14 protein-coding genes are annotated in these 15895 nt (G+C 74.0%); 8 read left to right on the forward strand and 6 right to left on the reverse strand.

The genetic code is table 11. The features are described 5' to 3' along the window. Positions 1-5 precede the first annotated feature (5 nt). Together OHT74_RS34370 and OHT74_RS34375 are read left to right on the forward strand one after the other, a co-directional pair. Positions 6-1112, forward strand: a complete 1107-nt coding sequence (locus OHT74_RS34370) for an ABC transporter ATP-binding protein (RefSeq protein WP_328622354.1) — start codon at positions 6-8, stop codon at positions 1110-1112. After that, positions 1109-1822: an HAD family hydrolase gene (locus OHT74_RS34375; protein WP_328622355.1), complete on the forward strand. Its 714-nt coding sequence runs from the start codon at positions 1109-1111 to the stop codon at positions 1820-1822. Before OHT74_RS34370 ends, OHT74_RS34375 begins: the two co-directional genes overlap by 4 nt. Here OHT74_RS34375 and OHT74_RS34380 read toward each other — a convergent pair. Next, positions 1780-2259, reverse strand: coding sequence for a hypothetical protein (locus OHT74_RS34380; protein WP_266670073.1), 480 nt, complete (start codon positions 2257-2259; stop codon positions 1780-1782). The genes OHT74_RS34375 and OHT74_RS34380 overlap by 43 nt on opposite strands. Positions 2260-2410: 151 nt before the next feature. Between OHT74_RS34380 and OHT74_RS34385 the strand changes: the two genes are divergently transcribed. Next, positions 2411-3490 carry a DUF2330 domain-containing protein gene (locus OHT74_RS34385; RefSeq protein ID WP_267001499.1) on the forward strand — a complete coding sequence of 360 codons (1080 nt, stop codon included), beginning with the start codon at positions 2411-2413 and terminating at the stop codon, positions 3488-3490. Positions 3491-3592: 102 nt separating this feature from the next. On the opposite strand, the gene OHT74_RS34390 is transcribed toward OHT74_RS34385, so the two are convergent. From OHT74_RS34390 to OHT74_RS34400, 3 genes are all read right to left on the reverse strand, one after another. Then, entirely contained in the window at positions 3593-5203 is a 1611-nt protein-coding gene (locus OHT74_RS34390) for a carboxylesterase/lipase family protein (protein WP_328622356.1), read from the reverse strand. After that, positions 5200-6126, reverse strand: a complete 927-nt coding sequence (gene surE, locus OHT74_RS34395) for a 5'/3'-nucleotidase SurE (RefSeq protein WP_328622357.1) — start codon at positions 6124-6126, stop codon at positions 5200-5202. The genes OHT74_RS34390 and surE overlap by 4 nt, the downstream gene beginning before the upstream one ends. 155 nt (positions 6127-6281) lie before the next feature. Then, positions 6282-7529 (reverse strand): MFS transporter, encoded by a 1248-nt coding sequence (locus OHT74_RS34400; protein ID WP_266670081.1) that lies wholly within the window; start codon positions 7527-7529, stop codon positions 6282-6284. A 609-nt stretch (positions 7530-8138) separates the two neighbouring features. On the opposite strand from OHT74_RS34400, the gene OHT74_RS34405 reads away from it, so the two are divergent. The 4 genes from OHT74_RS34405 (at position 8139) to OHT74_RS34420 (ending at position 12265) form a co-directional block, all read left to right on the forward strand. Then, the gene (locus OHT74_RS34405) at positions 8139-8870 is read left to right on the forward strand and encodes a phosphatase PAP2 family protein (protein ID WP_328622358.1); all 732 of its coding nucleotides are present in this window, start codon (positions 8139-8141) and stop codon (positions 8868-8870) included. Positions 8871-8996: 126 nt separating this feature from the next. Next, positions 8997-10547, forward strand: a complete 1551-nt coding sequence (locus OHT74_RS34410; RefSeq protein WP_328622359.1) for a carboxylesterase/lipase family protein — start codon at positions 8997-8999, stop codon at positions 10545-10547. A gap of 59 nt (positions 10548-10606) precedes the next feature. Continuing rightward, positions 10607-11632: a LacI family DNA-binding transcriptional regulator gene (locus OHT74_RS34415; protein WP_328622360.1), complete on the forward strand. Its 1026-nt coding sequence runs from the start codon at positions 10607-10609 to the stop codon at positions 11630-11632. Between the two features lie 201 nt (positions 11633-11833). Next, positions 11834-12265, forward strand: coding sequence for a transposase (locus OHT74_RS34420; protein ID WP_443047620.1), 432 nt, complete (start codon positions 11834-11836; stop codon positions 12263-12265). 23 nt (positions 12266-12288) lie between these two features. On the opposite strand, the gene OHT74_RS34425 is transcribed toward OHT74_RS34420, so the two are convergent. Next, complete coding sequence (locus tag OHT74_RS34425; protein WP_328622361.1) at positions 12289-12951, reverse strand: response regulator transcription factor; 663 nt, start codon at positions 12949-12951, stop codon at positions 12289-12291. Continuing rightward, the gene (locus OHT74_RS34430; RefSeq protein WP_328622362.1) at positions 12948-14102 is read right to left on the reverse strand and encodes a sensor histidine kinase; all 1155 of its coding nucleotides are present in this window, start codon (positions 14100-14102) and stop codon (positions 12948-12950) included. The genes OHT74_RS34425 and OHT74_RS34430 overlap by 4 nt, the downstream gene beginning before the upstream one ends. A 256-nt stretch (positions 14103-14358) precedes the next feature. On the opposite strand from OHT74_RS34430, the gene OHT74_RS34435 reads away from it, so the two are divergent. Beyond that, on the forward strand, positions 14359-15870 hold the full coding sequence (locus tag OHT74_RS34435) for an alpha/beta hydrolase family protein (RefSeq protein WP_328622363.1): 1512 nt from the start codon (positions 14359-14361) through the stop codon (positions 15868-15870). Positions 15871-15895 lie beyond the last annotated feature (25 nt).

Raw genomic sequence — 15895 nt, forward strand, 5'->3', positions numbered from 1 at the left:
CCTCCATGTCCACCACCCTTCCCGCGGCCAGGAAGCCCGAGGAGCCCGCGAACTCCGCGACCCCCGCGGGCGCGCGCGTCGAATTCCGCGGCCTGCGGCGGGCGTTCGGCTCCACCGTCGCCCTCGACGGACTCGACCTGACCATCGAGCCGGGCGAACTCGTCGCCCTGCTCGGCCCGTCGGGCTGCGGAAAGACCACCGCCCTGCGCGTGGTCGCGGGCTTCGAACAGCCCGACTCCGGTGAAGTCCTGGTCGACGGCGAGGACATCACCCGCGTACCGGCCAACCGGCGCGACGCCGGGATGGTCTTCCAGTCGTACAGCCTCTTCCCGAACCTCAGCGCCCGCGACAACGTGGCCTTCGGCCTGCGCGTACGCAAGGTCGGCGCGGCCCAGCGCCGCGAGCGGGCCGCCGAACTCCTCGACCTGGTCGGCCTGCCGGACCACGGCGACCGCTACCCCCACCAGATGTCGGGCGGCCAGCAGCAGCGCGTCGCACTCGCCCGCGCCCTGGCGCTGCGCCCGCGCGTCCTGCTGCTCGACGAGCCGCTCTCCGCGCTCGACGCCAAGGTACGGGCCAACCTGCGCGACGAGATCCGCCGGCTCCAGCTCTCCCTCGGCATCACCACCGTGTTCGTCACGCACGACCAGGAGGAGGCGCTGTCGATGGCCGACCGCGTCGCCGTCCTGAACGCCGGCCGCCTCGAGCAGTGCGCGGCCCCGGCCGAGCTGTACGAGCGCCCCGCGACGCCGTTCGTCGCCGAGTTCGTCGGCACCATGAACCGGCTGCCCGGACGGCTCACCGACTCCGGCCTGGTGGAGGTGGCCGGCACCCGGCTGCCCGTCGACGGCCCCGTCCCGACGGCGACGCGGGAGGTGGAGGTGCTGGTCCGGCCCGAGAACGTGACGGCGACCGCCGTCCCCGAAGGCACGGCCACCGTGGTGTCCGCGTCCTTCTTCGGCGCGGTGACCCGGCTCCACCTCGAACTGCCCGGCGGCACCTCCGTCAAGGCGGACCTGCCCTCGCGGGACGCCGGCGAGCTGGCACCGGGTGCGCGGGCCGCAGTCGGCCTGGCCGAGCGTCCGGTGCTCGTCGTGGCCCGGTCCGCGTGACCGGCCTCGCCGCCGTCCTGTTCGACATGGACGGCACCCTGGTCGACACCGAGGTGCTGTGGTGGCGGACCACCGAGCGGATCGCGCAGGGCCTCGGCCACGAACTCACCGGCGCGGACGCGCCCGAAGTCGTCGGCCGGGCCGTCGAGGACACGGCCGCCCACCTCGTACGGGTCTCCGGAGGGGGAGATCCGTCCGAGGTGGCGCAGGCCCTGACCGCGGACTTCTTCCGCCGGGTGGAGGCCGGGGCGCCGATGCGGCCCGGCGCCCAACGGCTGCTGACCGCGCTCGAGGCCGAGGGCGTGCCCTTCGCCCTGGTCAGCGCCTCGCCGCGGCTGGTCGTCGACTCGGTCGTCGGCGGTTCGCTGGCCCATGTCCCGTTCGCGTTCACCCTGTCCGCCGACGACACGGACCGGACGAAGCCGCACCCGGACCCGTACCGGGCGGCCGCCGACCGGCTCGGCGCCGCGGTACGGGACTGCGTGGCGGTGGAGGACTCGCCCGACGGGGCGGCCTCTGCGGAAGCCGCCGGGTGCGGGGTGCTGGTGGTCCCGTCGCTGCTGGAGGTGCCGGCCTCACCCGTACGGACCTTCGCGCAGTCCCTGGAGGACGTGACTCCGGACCTGCTGCGGCGCTGCCTCGCCGGGGGTGTTCCGCGGCAGGACCGTCAGGAACCCAGCCCGAGCAGCTCCACGACGCCGTCCACGTAGGCGGCCGACACGGAGCCCGGAGCGGCGGCCGCCGCGTGGCGCAGCGAGGGCAGACCGGCACGGACGAACGCCGCGCACTGCCCGTACAGCCCGGCCTCGTGCGAGGACCCGTCGTCCTCGGTGCCGAGCAGGGACAGCAGGGTCCACAGCAGCGCCTCGCGGGTGGCCAGCCGCGGCGGGCCCGCCGACCAGACGGCCATCAGCACCCCGCACACCGCCGGAGCGGGCGGGTGCAGATGCCCGGACAGGAAGGCGTGGCCCTCCAACGCGCGGAAGGCGGCCGGGTGTCCCTCGGCCACCGCCCACAAGGTGTCCACGAGATGCCCCGCGCTGCGGCCGCAGCCGCACGTGACGCTCTCCCAGTCGTGCCGGGCGATCTCCGCCCCCACCGCGTCGGGCACCAAGGGGCTGCTGCGCGGCTTGTCCGTCCCTCTCATGCGAGCAGTATGGGGATCGGGGACCGGCCTGACCAGGGGGTTCCGCCAGTCGGAACGGCCTCGTGACCAGGGGCGGCAGCGGGGCCCGGACAGAGTTCCGGATCATGGCCGGAACCGGATCACGGGGGCCCACGTCTGAGACCCCGTGTGGATGAAACGAAGAATTGCCGCCCTGCTGCTGGCCCTGCTCGCGACACAGCTGGGATCCCTGATCAGCCCGGCCTACGCCTGCGGCTGCGGCGCGATGATCCCCGAGGGCTACGCCCGCATCGGCGTCGAACGGGAGACCTCCGTCGTGCGCTTCGACGGCCGTACGGAACAGATCGTGATGCGGTTCGTCGTCCGCGGGGACGCCCCGCGAGCGGCCTGGATCATGCCGGTACCCGGGCGTGCCACGGTGGAGCTGGGCGACGGGGAGATGTTCCGGCAGCTGACCTGGCTGACCCGGCCCGAGTTCAAGACCCGCAGCTACTTCTGGCCGCGCGACCGGGACTGGCCGTTCTCCTCCGGTACGGGCGACTCCGTGGGAGCCCCGATGCCCGGCGCGGGCGCCCCCTCGGTCGGCGTCGTCGGCCGTGAACAGCTCGGCGACTTCGACGTCGCACGCCTCACCGCGACCGACCCCGACGCACTGCGCAACTGGCTGGAAGCCAACGGCTTCAAGCTGCCCGAGGGCCTCGCCGCCGAGCTGAAGCCCTACGTCGACCAGAAGTGGGAGTACGTCGCCGTACGCCTCGCCCCCCGGCAGCAGGGCAAGACCCTGACGGGCACCCTCGACCCGCTGAAGATCCGCTTCGACAGCGACCGGCTGATCTATCCGATGCGGCTGTCCCGGCTGGCCAAGACCCCGCAGTCCCTCGGGCTGTACATCCTGGCCGACCACCGCATGGAGCCCGCCTCCCCGATCGGCGGCGCCAAGCCGAAGGTCACCTTCGCCGGCACGGTCACCCCGGAGGGCGGCCTCGCCACGCTCACCGGCGGCAAGCCGGCCTTCCTGACGGCGATCGACCAGGAGTTCCCGGAGCCGGGCCGCATCGACGGCGACCACGAACTGCGCGCCACCGCCGCCGACACCCCGTACCACAAGGTGATCTACACCGGCGAACTGCTCACCGTCGGCGGGATCCCGGCCTGGCTGCTGACCGTCGGGGCCGTCCTCGTCGCCCTCGTCGCCCTCGCGGCGGGCACCTTCACCCTGCGCCGCCGCAGGTCCCGCAGCACGAGCGCCTGACCGGCCCGGCGCACAGCACGGCCGCGGCCCGGGATCCTCGAGATCCCGGGCCGCGGCCGCCCCCCGTACCACTGCGACCACTGCGCACGGCCTGGGCCGGATCTACACCGGCCGGGGCGGCTGCGTCCGCCAGAACGCGCACTGGTGGTCCGACCCGAACGAGGTACCGGTCCGCGTCGCCGCGGGGTTGAGCGTGAGCACCGTGGCGGCGGCCCCGGCCCCCGTCGCCGGCCACGCCGTCTGCCCCGGCACCGCCGGGACGCCGTGGCGCGCGAACGCACCCCAGTAGCGCTTCATCCGTGTCGCGAGCGCGACCTGCTCCGCGGTCAGCGGACGGTCGCCCATGGTGAAGTCGTGCAGATAGGCCAGCTCCGCACTGTGCGCATTCGACTCGTCGAGACCGGGTACCTGCGCCCCTGCCAGCGTCGGCGAGTTCGGGTCGTCGAACTCATAGAAATACGTGGGCACTTGGGAGGCGAACAGCTGCGCCGTCCATGCCGTCTGGCAGGCGAACGCCGAGTCCGTCGTGACCGCCGACAGCGCCAGGTACGGGGACCCGTACGCCGACACCGGATACCGGGCGAGCACCTCCGGGCCGGCCGCCCCGTACCCGGCCAGGATCTGCGCGGTGTACTGCTCCTGCGTCAGGTACGGCTGGGTCAGCGCGACGAACAGGCGCGCCTCGGAGCGGGTGCTCCCGATCAGCACCGGCACCTTGTTCCAGTGCCCGCTCCCGATGGCCGTCGCCGGATCGACCGGCAGCAGCCCGTCACCGGACGCCGGACCCGAGGTGGGCACCGTACGGGCCGCCTCGACCAGCGCGGCCCCGGAAGCGGCCCGCAGGCACCCGGCCAGCGCGGCCGGATCCGTACAGCCCGCGGCCGCGGCGAAAGCCCGCGCCTGCGACTCGGCCCGCGCGCCGTCCGGCGGACGCAACAGCGTGCACGGCCCGCTCTGCAGCACCGCCCGGTGGAACAGCCCGGCCGCCGACGGCGCGGCCAGCAGGGAGCAGACGGAACCGCTGCCCGCCGACTGCCCGGAGACCGTGACGTTCCCGGGGTTGCCGCCGAACGCGGCGATGTTCTCCCGGGTCCAGCGCAGCGCCGCCATCTGGTCCATCAGCCCGAAGGAGCCGGAGCGCTGCGCATTCTCCCCGGCGAGCTCGGGCAGTCCGAGATAACCGAGCTGCCCCAGCCGGTAGTTGATGCTGACCACGACACTGCCGGTCAGATCGGCCATGGTGCGGCCGCCGAACTGCGTGCCGGTGCCCTGGCTGTACGCACCCCCGTGCATCCACACGATCACCGGCAGCCGGGCTCCGGCGTGGGCCGTGCGGGGCCGGTACACGTCGAGGTACAGGCAGTCCTCGCTGACGGCCTGCGGATCACGCAGCCCGAACGGCGAGAACTGCAGGCACGCCGGGGCCTGTTGGACCGCTTCCCGGACCCCGGTCCAGCGGCGCGGCTGCTGCGGCGCGCGCAGCCGCGCGTCCCCGACCGGGGGAGCGGCGTAGGGGACGCCGAGGAACTCCTGGGCGCCGGAGCCGTCGTCGTGCCGACCGCGCAGCACGCCCTGCGCGACAGTGGCCTGCGGGCGCGCAGACCCGCCGGACGAAGCCGTCGTGGCCGCCGCTGCGGGAAGCGCCGGGGTGAGCAGGGCAGCCAGCGCACAGGCGGCGGCGAGCAGCGGCCGTCCCGTACCCGGCCGCCTCATGGGCGGAGCCCGGCGATGAGGGCCGAGGTGACCGCGAAGTCGGCCGGCCCGGTGTTCCAGTCGGCGTTCATCGGGCTGATGGCGATCTTGTCGGCACTCACCGCCTCCACGTCACCGCCCTTGGCGGCCGGCTGCGGGCGGAACTGCACGTTCACCTTCCAGGTGCCGTCCCCGGAGTCGGTGAAGTCCGGCTGGAGCGGGGCCTGCGGGTCCTGGAAGGTCGCGACCACACCGGCGGCGGTGCCCTTGCCGTCCGCTCCGACGATCGGGTGGTTGATGTTCAGGCCGACGCCCTTCGGCAGCAGCGGGCCCGACCTCGCCCGGCTGCGCAGCCGGTCGATCAGCTTCACGGCGAAGTCGACGGTGGGGCCCATCGCATTGACGGTGGCGGTCGGATCGGGAACGGCCAGGCCGCCGGTGCTCAGCGCGATCGCCGGGACGCCGCTCTCGAGGGCGGCGACGGCGCCGCCGACCGTACCGGAGTGGGTGGCGAGACCGGCCACGTTCGGGCCGAAGTTGGTGCCGGAGACCACCAGGTCGGGGGCGTGTCCCTCGAAGACCTCGGAGAGTCCGAAGGCGACGGAGTCGCCGGGCGTGCCGTCCACGGCCCACACCTTCGGCTCGGGGTGTTTCACCGCGATGGTGGGGGCGCTCATCATCTTCGTGCCGGTGCCGCTCTGGTTGGTGAGCGGGGCGACGATGGTGACGTCGTGCCCGGCGGCGGTCAGCCGCTCGAACGCCTTGCGGATGCCGGGCGCGTTGTAGCCGTCGTCGTTCGTGAGCAGGATCCGCAGCGGGGCCGCGGGCGCCGCCGTACTTGCTGCGGGCGCGGTCTGCGGCGAGGCGGCCGCGGGCGCCGTACCCGCGAGGGCTGTGGTGCACACGAGGAACACGGCCGGCGGCAGAACTCGCTTGCGTCTCACAGAGAACTCCTTGGAAGGGGAGGGGAGGGAGGCGAGGGTGCGGTACGGGTGGTGCGAGGAGGGTGTGGTGCAGGACCGGCGGGCGCACGACCCTCGGCATGCGCCCGCCGGAGTTCGAGCCGGGCCGCCGCGATGCGGCAGCGGCGGCCCGGGGATCAGCGCACGCTGCGGATCGGGAGGATGGCGAGTGCGCCGATCAGCGAGAGGGCCCCGCCGACGAGGAAGAGCGGGGTGTATCCGCCGAGGACGGTCACCACGGCCGAGGCGACGAAGGGGGCGATGATCTGCGGCCCGGCGTTCGCGATGTTGAGGACGCCCATGTCACGGGCGGCGTCCTCGGCCCGGGGCAGGACCAGGGTGACCAGTGCGGTGTCGACGGCCATGAAGCAGCCGAACGCGAGCCCGTTGAGCGCGCTGAAGACGAGCATGCCGGTCCAGGTGGGGCTGATGACGGGGACCACCATGACGAGCCCGGCGAGGGCGGCCGAGACGCCGACGAACACCTTGCGGCGGTCCCACCGGTCGGACAGCATCCCGCCCACCACGGTCGAGACGGCCATCGCGACCATCGACACGGGGGTGAGTACTGCCATCGCGGCGGGCGGGGTCAGCCCGGAGGGCAGGCTGATGTGGTCGTCCAGGATGTACAGCTGGTAGCCGACGACGGAGAAGTAGCCGAGGACCATCAGGGCCCGGCCGATGAACGCCCACCGGAAGTCGTGGTTCGCCAACGCCGAGAGGAACGCGGCGAGTTGGGCCCGCTTCGGGGCGGCGGCCGGGGCGGGACCGGTACGCGGGACGTCCCGGCACAGGAGGGTGAGCAGCAGTGCGGAAGCGGCGACGATCGCGCCGAAGACCAGGTACCCGGTCTGCAGGTGGTCCGCGGTCTTGGAGGCGATCAGCACCCCGACCGTGCCGCCGATCGGCAGGCCCAGTCCGACCAGCGCGGACGCGGTGCCGCGCCGGGCGACGGGCACCCGGTCGGGGACGATCGCGGTGACCGCGGCCTGGTAGACGTTCATGGTCGCCTGTACGAGGCACCAGCCGATGCCGACGAGGAGCGCGGTGGTCGCGTATCCGACGAAGGCGAGGGCGGCGAGCGAGGCGAAGGCGCCGCCGAGGATCCACGGGTTGCGGCGGCCGCTGCGGTCGGAGAGGGCGCCGGCGATCGGGTTGAAGGCGGTCGCGAAGACCGCGCTGATCCCGCCGATCACACCGAGTACGGCGACCTTGTTGGCGGGGTCGATCTCCGCGACCTGAGTGGGCAGCAGGATCGATCCGACGCCCATGTAGACGGCCAGCAAGGCGGAGTTCGCGACCAGCAGCAGGGGCAGGAGCGCGCGCTGGCGGGGAGGTTCGGGATCCGCCGGGGCGGGCGAATCGATCAGTTCGTTCTGGGCCATGACGACTCCTCGGGGGACGGGGCGAGAAGGGGGTGCAGAGGCTCGGCGCGGGGGGCCCGTGGCGGAGAGGGATGCGCCGTGCGTGGGGCTGCGGCGAGGTGCTGCCGCCTGGGGAAGGCTCGGCGGGCGGCTGTGGTTCACGTGATGTTGTTACACGTGTCACCTTCGGCGCTTGGACACTGTGTAGCACCCATTTCGGGGCGTCGCTAGAGGTTGCGGCGTGGCGATGTGCGGATCGTGACCGACCGACGGGTAACTCTGCGAGGACGTGTAACCATCATCTCAAGGCCACTGAGCAGGGCTGTTGTGTCCGGAATCCCTCTTGCGCTTGTGGCGGCGGTCACGCATTCGCAATACTCCGTGCCGCATCGCGACAACTCCCGTCGCCGCTCACCGCACGAGCCTGAGGCCGGCGTCCCTGTTCCCGGGCCTCCGTTCCTGGGCTCCCGTTCCTGGGCCTCCGTTCCGGGGCCCCCGGATCCCGGGCCCGGGCTCGAGCCCACCGGCCCCCCGGCCCCCGGCTTTCCACCCCCTGCGAAGTCCTCCTCCGCCTGTGCCTGCTCTCCGCGTGCCCCCACCGCCTGGGGAGACCACCGTGAAAGGCCTGCCATGCCACGTTCGTCCGCCGTGCCCCGGTCCGGGCACCGCGCATCCCCGCCCCTGATCCCCGCTCCCCGCCACCACCTCCCGGCGGCCCCGCCCCGCCATGCGGTCGCCGTCGGCGCCGGCCTCCTGCTCGGGTCGCTGCTGATCGGCCTCCTGGTCTCGGTCGGCGAACGCCCCGTCTTCCAGGGGCTCGACGACGGCTGGGCCGCATCCATGAACGGCTCGCGCGCGGACGCCCTCACCGGCCTCGCCACCGTCTTCGACCGGCTCGGCGGCCCGCTCGGCATGGTCCTGCCGCTCGGTCTGATCGGCTGCCTCTGCGTCTACGGGCGCTGGCGGTCCGGGCTGTTCGCCCTCACCGCCGGCGTCATGGCGAACGTCCTCCTGGTGCTCCCGCTCAAGCAGCTCGTCGATCGTCCCCGCCCGCCGCATCCGTGGGTCCTGGTCAACGACGGCTCGTTCCCGTCGGGTCAGGTGTTCAGTGCCGTGACGCTGATGTTCGTGGCCGCCGTCCTGGTGTTCCCCCCGCGGGCGCGCCGCTGGTGGTGGCTCTTCGCGGCGCTGTACGTCGTCGCCATGATGGGCAGCCGGACCTGGCTGCACGCGCAGTGGCTCAGCGACACCGTCGCCGGGGCGCTGGCCGGCGCCGGCAGCTGCATGCTGCTGTGGAGGGCGTTCGCGCCGCTGCTGCGGATCGAGGCCGAGCGGGTCGCGGCCGACAGCCTGTGGCTGTGAGAGTCGCAGGCCAGCAACATATCGAGAATCATTGACGGTCGTCGAAGAATCGCCATATTCTGCGTGTTCGGGGCCGGCGTGCGTCCACCGCACCGCCGGCCCCCGGAGCGACGAAGGAAGGGCTCCATGGCACACACCGAGAACCGCACCCCGCCCCCCGTGGTCGACCTCCCCGCAGGCCGGCTTCGCGGCGCGATCGAAGACGGGCTCTCCGTCTTCCGGGCGGTCCCGTACGCCGCACCCCCCGTCGGCGACCTGCGCTGGCGGCCCGCCCGGCCGCATTCCGGCTGGAGCGGCACGCGCGACGCGAGCGCCGACGGCCCCAGCGCCCCGCAGATGTACGTGGAAGGCGGCGACCCGGTCCTCGGCGGCCACGGGTCACCCCCCTTCGACGAGGACTGCCTCACCCTCAACGTCTGGACGCCCGCGGCGGACGGCGCCCGCCGTCCGGTACTGGTGTGGATCCACGGCGGCGGCTTCGTCTCCGGATCGGGCTCGCTGCCCGGCTACGGCGGCGAGACCTTCGCGCGGGACGGCGACCTGGTGTTCGTCGGCATCAACTACCGCATCGGGCCGCTCGGTTACCTCCCCCCGGAGGGCGGCGACGGCGACGAGAGCGACGAGGTGGCCAACCCCTGGCTCTCCGACCAGCTCGCCGCCCTGCACTGGGTGAAGGAGAACATCGCCTCCTTCGGCGGCGACCCGGACCACATCACCGTCGCCGGCCAGTCCGGCGGCGCCGTCTCCACCGCGGCCCTCGCGGGGCACCCACAGGCCGCCGGCCTGATCCGCCGGGTGATCCTGCAGAGCCCGCCGTTCGGGCTCGACCTCCCCGGTCCCGACGCGTACCGGGAGCGCACCGAGGCCTATCGGGAGCTGGCCGGCGCCAAGACCGCGCAGGAACTGCGCGCACTGCCCTGGCCGGCCCTGATCGGCGCGGCCGGCGGCCTGTTCGCCCGCACGATGCGGTGGGGCTACTGGCCGACCCCGTTCCTGCCCGTCGTCGACGGGGAAACGCTCGAGCGCCATCCGGCACAGGCCCTGCTGCACGGGGCCGCAGCCGGCATCGACGTCATGATCGGGTGGACCCGCGAGGAGGCCAACTTCGGCTTCGGCCTCGACGAGGGGTACGCCGCCGCCACCCGGGAGCAGGTGACCGACCGGATCGCGGAGACCTTCGGGGCCGAGGCCGCCCCCGAGGTCTACGCCGCGTACGAGACGGCCCGCCCCGGCGCCGGTCCGGCCGGTGTCCTCATGGACCTGATCACGGACGAGCTCTTCCGGGTCCCCTCCGTCGGGCTGGCGGAGGCCAGGGCCGGTTCGCGGCACCCCGTCTGGGCCTACCAGTTCGACCTCCCCGCGCCCGCGTACGAGGGCCGGCTCGGCGCCGCACACTGCCTCGAACTCCCCTTCGTCTTCGACAACTTCGAGCAGTGGTCGCACGCGCCCTTCCTCGCCGGGCTCGCCCCCGCCGTCCGCGACGGGCTCGCGCGGACCATGCACCGGGCCTGGATCGCGTTCGTCCGCACCGGCGACCCGAACCACCCCGGCATGCCGCAGTGGCAGCCGTACGGCGCGCAGACGCGGACCACGATGCGCTTCGACTCGGTCGTCACCGCCCTCGACGACCTCGCAGGGCCCTCGCGCCGCCTCCATGAAGCCCGCAGGGGCCAATGATCTAACTCGTGTAACCTGGGAGGAGAGGTGTCGGTCGACCCAAGGGAGCACCGAGGACCATGCCCAGGGAGCCCAGGGAGACGAGCACCCCCGCGTCGCCCGTGTCGATCACCAGCGCCGACGTGGCCCGGCTGGCCGGGGTGTCACGCGCCACCGTGTCGTTCGTCCTGAACGACACCCCCGGCCACCGCGTCAGCGAGGGCACCCGTACGCGGGTGCTCGACGCCGCCCGGCAGCTCGGTTACGTACCGCACGCCGCTGCCCGGTCCCTGCGGGCCGGCCGCAGCAACCTCGTCCTGATGCCCGCCTCGATCTCCGCGATCGGCCGGCTCGTCAGCGACTGGGTCGACGACCTGCACAGCGAGCTCGACCGCCACGGCTACACGGCCGTCCTGCACGCGGGCCGCTTCGCCGACCCCCTCGACGCCGCCCGGGCCTGGGCCGAACTGCGCCCGGCGGCCGTCATCGCCCTCGACGGCGACCGCTTCACCGCCCAGGCCGCCGAGCTGCTGAGCCGCGCCGGCGTACGCGCCCTGCTGGCCTTCGCCGCCCGCCCGGTCGAGGGCGTCCACACCATCGGCTTCGACCACGCGGACATCGGCGCGGCCGCGGCCGAGCACCTCATCGCCCGGGGCCGGAGCAGGATCGGCGTGGTCATGCCCCAGGAACGCGGCCTCGCCACCCTCGCCGGCCCGCGCCTCGCCGGGGCCGCGTCGGTCGCGGCCCGGCACATGGCGACGGTGACCCCCGTGGAGCTCGCGTACACCAGGGAATCCGCGACCGCCCTGGCCCGGCGCTGGCCGAGCCTGGGCCTGGACGCCGTCTTCGCGTACAACGACGAGTACGCGGCGCTGCTCCTGCACGCCCTCCAGGCCGAGGGCATCGCCGTACCGGACGAGGTCGCGATCGTCGGCTCCGACGACCTGGTCCTCGCCTCCCTCCAGCAACCGCCCCTCACGACGGTCCGCCTGGACCTGCCGTCGGCAGCCGGCGTCGCCGACGCCCTCCACGAGCTGATCGAGACGGGGAAGACGCCCCCGGTCCCCGCGATAGAGGCCCTCCTCATCCACCGCGAGACCTCCTGAGGAACCGCTCGACCGGTGGCGGCGATGTACCGGACGGTCCGGCCACCACCCCGGCGGACATGCGCGGAGCGGCCCAAGAAAGTGTTGGGTGATTGATCAACTGCATGCCGTGATGCGTCGGTGGTGATCTCCGTGGTCCAGCCGTCCATGAAGACCACCATCATGTGTGTCTGTGCGTGCAAGCCGTCCTACGACTCGTCGTTGACGGATGCTCAGTGGGCGGTGATCGAGCCCCTTCTCCCGGTGCGGGATCCGCGCCGCGCTGGTCGTCCGCTGAAGTTCCCGCGCCGGCCGGTTGTGGACACCGTGTTGTACGTGCTGGTCGGCGGCTGCGCGTGGCGGCTGGTACCGCACGACCTTGCTCCGTGGGACGTGGCCTACCGGTGGTTCCGCGCATCGGCGGCCGACGGTACCTGGGGCCGGGTTCACGACACGTTGCGCGAGCGGGTCCGGGAGGCGGGCGGCCGGGATCCGCAGCCTTCGGCGGCGGTGCCGGACTCGCAGTCGGCCCGCAGTCACCAGGGCGGCCAGGCGACCGGATACGACGCGGTCAAGCGGGTACGGGGCCGAAAGCGGCACCTGCTCGAGACCGAAGCAGCCCGCCGCCTCGCCGACGAGACCAAGAACGAGTGATCACCCGATTGCCCAGCACTTTCTCAGGCCGGGCGGACCAGGCGGTTGTCGTGGGCGAAGACCACGGCCTGGATCCGGTCGCGGAGTTCGAGCTTGTGCAGGATCCGCCCCAGATGGGACTTCACGGTCGCCTCCGCGAGGTACAGCGCGGCCGCGATCTCGGCGTTGGACAGGCCGCGGCCGACCTCGACGAGCACCTCGCGCTCACGGGCGCTCAGCCGGTCCAGCCGCTCGTCGCGGACGGCGGCGCCGCCGTCGGGCAGGTGCAGACGGAAGTCCTCCAGCAGGCGCCGGGTGATCCGCGGGGAGAGCACCGCGTCGCCCGCCGCGACGTTGCGGATCGCGGTGAGCAGCTCCTCCGGCCTGGTGTTCTTCAGCAGGAAGCCCGAGGCTCCGGCGGCGAGACCGGCGAAGGCGTACGCGTCCAGGTCGAAGGTGGTCAGGATCAGCACTCTGCTCTGCGGGGAGACCTCGACGACCTGTCGGGTCGCCTCGATCCCGTCCGTCCCGGGCATCCGGACGTCCATGAGGACGACATCGGGCCGCAGCTCCCGGGCGAGGCGGACGGCCTGGGCGCCGTCCGCGGCCTCGCCGACCGGTGTCATGTCGGGCTGGGCCTCCAGGACCGTGCCGAAGGCCATCCGGAGCAGCGCCTCGTCGTCGGCGATCAGGATGCGGATCGTCATGCGGAGGCCGCCCCGCCGCCGTTGAGGAGGAGTCGGGTACGGACGCCCCAGCCGCCGCCCGGAAGCGGTCCGGCCTGCAGCGTCCCCCCGTAGGCGGCTGCGCGCTCGCGCATGCCGGGGATGCCGTGGCCGGGCGGTGCGGCGGCGGGCCGCGCCGGGCGGGGGCCGCTGTCGGTGACGTCCACGCCGACGGCCTGGGCCGAGCACTCGACCAGGACCGTCGCGCGGGTGCCGGCGGGTGTGTGCTTGAGGGTGTTGGTCAGGGCTTCCTGCACCAGGCGGTAGACGGTGAGTTGTGCGGTGGCGGGGACGTGGGTGTGGCCGCCGCGGACCTCCAGGCGGGTCGGTAGCCCGGCGGCGCCCATCTGGTCGGCGAGGGCCTCCAGCTGGGCGATGCCGGGCGGCGGGTGGCGCTCCGCGTCCCGCTCGCCGGTCCGCAGGACGCCCAGCGAGCGCCGCATGTCGGTCAGCGCCTGCCGGCCCGTCTCGGAGATCTGCAGCATCGCGGCGGTGGCCCGGTCCGGGGACCTGTGCTGGGCGTAGACGGCGGCGTCGGTGAGCGCGACCATGACGGACAGGTTGTGGGTGACGATGTCGTGCATCTCGCGGGTGATCCGGGCCCGCTCCTCGGCGACGGCCAGCCGTGCCTGCTGCTCCTGGTGCAGCGCCAGCCGTTCGGCCCGTTCCTGCACGGCGGCGAGGTAGGCCCGGCCGGTCCGCACGTTCACCCCGAGGACGGCGGCGGCGACGACCGTCGCGGAGAGCGCGACGAACGGGGTCAGGAACGCGCCGTCCTGTGCCCAGCGCAGGCAGGCCAGCACGGCTCCGCCCTCCACGACGGCACCGGCGAGGAGCGTGCCGCGCCGGCCCGTGTGCGCGGCCGCCGTGTAGAGGGCCACCAGCAGGGCGATGTCCGCGGGCAGTTGGACGTCCATCAGCCACTGGACGAAGGCCGCGGCCGCCACGGCGCCGAACACCGCGAGCGGGGCCCGGCGCCGCCACAGCAGGGGGAGCGCCAGGGCGGCGGTGAGCGCCGCGGCCACCGGCAGCTCCCGCGCCGGGTAGGTGGTCACGACGTTGAGGAGGAGAAGGATCGGCAGCGCCGCGTCCCACACCAGGGGCGGTACCCGGTCCCGGTGGCGCACCGTCACTTCCCCTCGATCGGTCGTCGTGGCGGCCCGACCGGGACCGTCAGCGCGTACAGCCGGAGCCTAGGCCGCGGGGGCGGCGGCGCGCATGAGCCCACCGTCGGACCGCACCCTGCCGGGGTACGACCGCAGGAGGAGGCCCACCACCTCCCGCGGTCGCAGAGCGGCCGCCGGACGGGCGTGACCGGTTGCCACTCCGGTCGCACCGCGGCCCGCCCGGGTTGCGACCGGAGTGGCAACCGGCGGCGACCCGGGACCGATGCGGCGGCGCGGACCCGGCGTCGAGCATGGCCGGGTGACCGAAACCATCACGGGGCTGTCGATGTCCCTTCCGGAAGTCCTCGTCCTGCTGGGTGCCCTCGCGCTGGTGGCGGCGCGCTGGCTCCCCCCGGCCGCCCGCCGGCCCGTCACGATCGGGGCGGGGGCGGTGCTCGTGGCGTCCGCGACCGTGCTGGGCGTGGTGGGGATCCGCTGGCAGCTGCTGCCGGTCCTGGCCGGCGCCGCCCTGGCGTCGGCGTTCGCCCTCCCGCCCCTGCTGCGACGCCGTACCGGCCGACCGGCGTGGCGGGCCCGCTGGTGGCTGGCCCTGCCGGGATCGCTGGCCTGCGCCGGCCTGATCGCCATTGGCCCGGTGGCGGCCTGGGCCTTCCCCGTGCCCGAGTTCCCCGAGCCGTCGGGCGGCTTCGCGGTCGGCACCCGGGTGGTGCAGTGGACCGACCCGCTCCGCCCCGAGAGCTTCACCGCCGATCCGGACGACCGGCGCACGGTCGTGGCCCAGCTCTGGTACCCCGCGCAGAAGAGCCCCGCCGGCACCCAGCGCGCCCAGTACCTGGGACGCACGGAGCAGGAGGCGCGCACCGTCGCCGAGGCCCTCGCCGGCGGGGTCGGCCTGCCCGGCTTCCTGGTCGACGGCGTCCCGCGGGCTCGCAGCCGTGCGGTCGTCGACGCCCCGGTGGCCGGTGGGGGAGAACGGTTCCCGGTCGTCCTGTTCTCCCCGGGGTCGGGCGGGGTGCGGACCCAGAACACCGCCTGGGCGGAGGAGCTGGCCAGCCACGGCTACCTGGTCGCCGCCCTCGACCACCCGTACGACTCCGCCGTCGTCGTCCTCGCAGACGGCCGCACGATCCGCGCCACGACCGCCTCCAGCGGGGACCGGGACCGGGACGAGGAGCTGGCGGCGGGCTGGACCGCCGTCCGGGCCGCCGACCTCGGCTTCGTCCTCACCCAGCTGGAACGGCTGGACCGGGGCGAGACCGCCGACCCGCTGACCGGACGCCTGGACACCGGCCGCGCCGCGGTGGCCGGCCACTCCCTGGGCGGTGCCGCCGCCCTGCAGGCGGCCCGGCAGGACCGCCGGTTCGGCGCCGTCGTCGACCTGGACGGCTACCCCCACGGCCCCACCGCGCCCGCCCTCGAGCAGCCGGCGCTCGCGCTCACCCAGGAGATCACCGCCGGCACCGACCCGCGCTACCTGCCCCGCCTCACCGACGCCCTCGAGCACAGCACCGCGACGAGCTACCGGCTTGCCGTCCCCGGCGCCGGGCACCTCACCTTCATGGACGGCCCGCTCTACCTGCCGCCGGTGCCCTCGATCGTCGGCACCCTGGGCCGCACCGAGAGCCCGCGCGTCGTCGCCGGAGCTGCCCTCGCCTTCCTGGACGCCGTCCTGCGAGGCCGCCCCGGCGACCCGGCCGAAACCCTCCGGGCCTACGGGAAGGTCTACACGGTCTCACCATCAGGGGCTCGGGGAACTGCGAGGCTGACCCCGTGATGGGCCGAACACGCGCGTGAGCAGG

This window comes from Streptomyces sp. NBC_00354, assembly GCF_036106915.1.
Classification (GTDB): Bacteria; Actinomycetota; Actinomycetes; order Streptomycetales; family Streptomycetaceae; genus Streptomyces.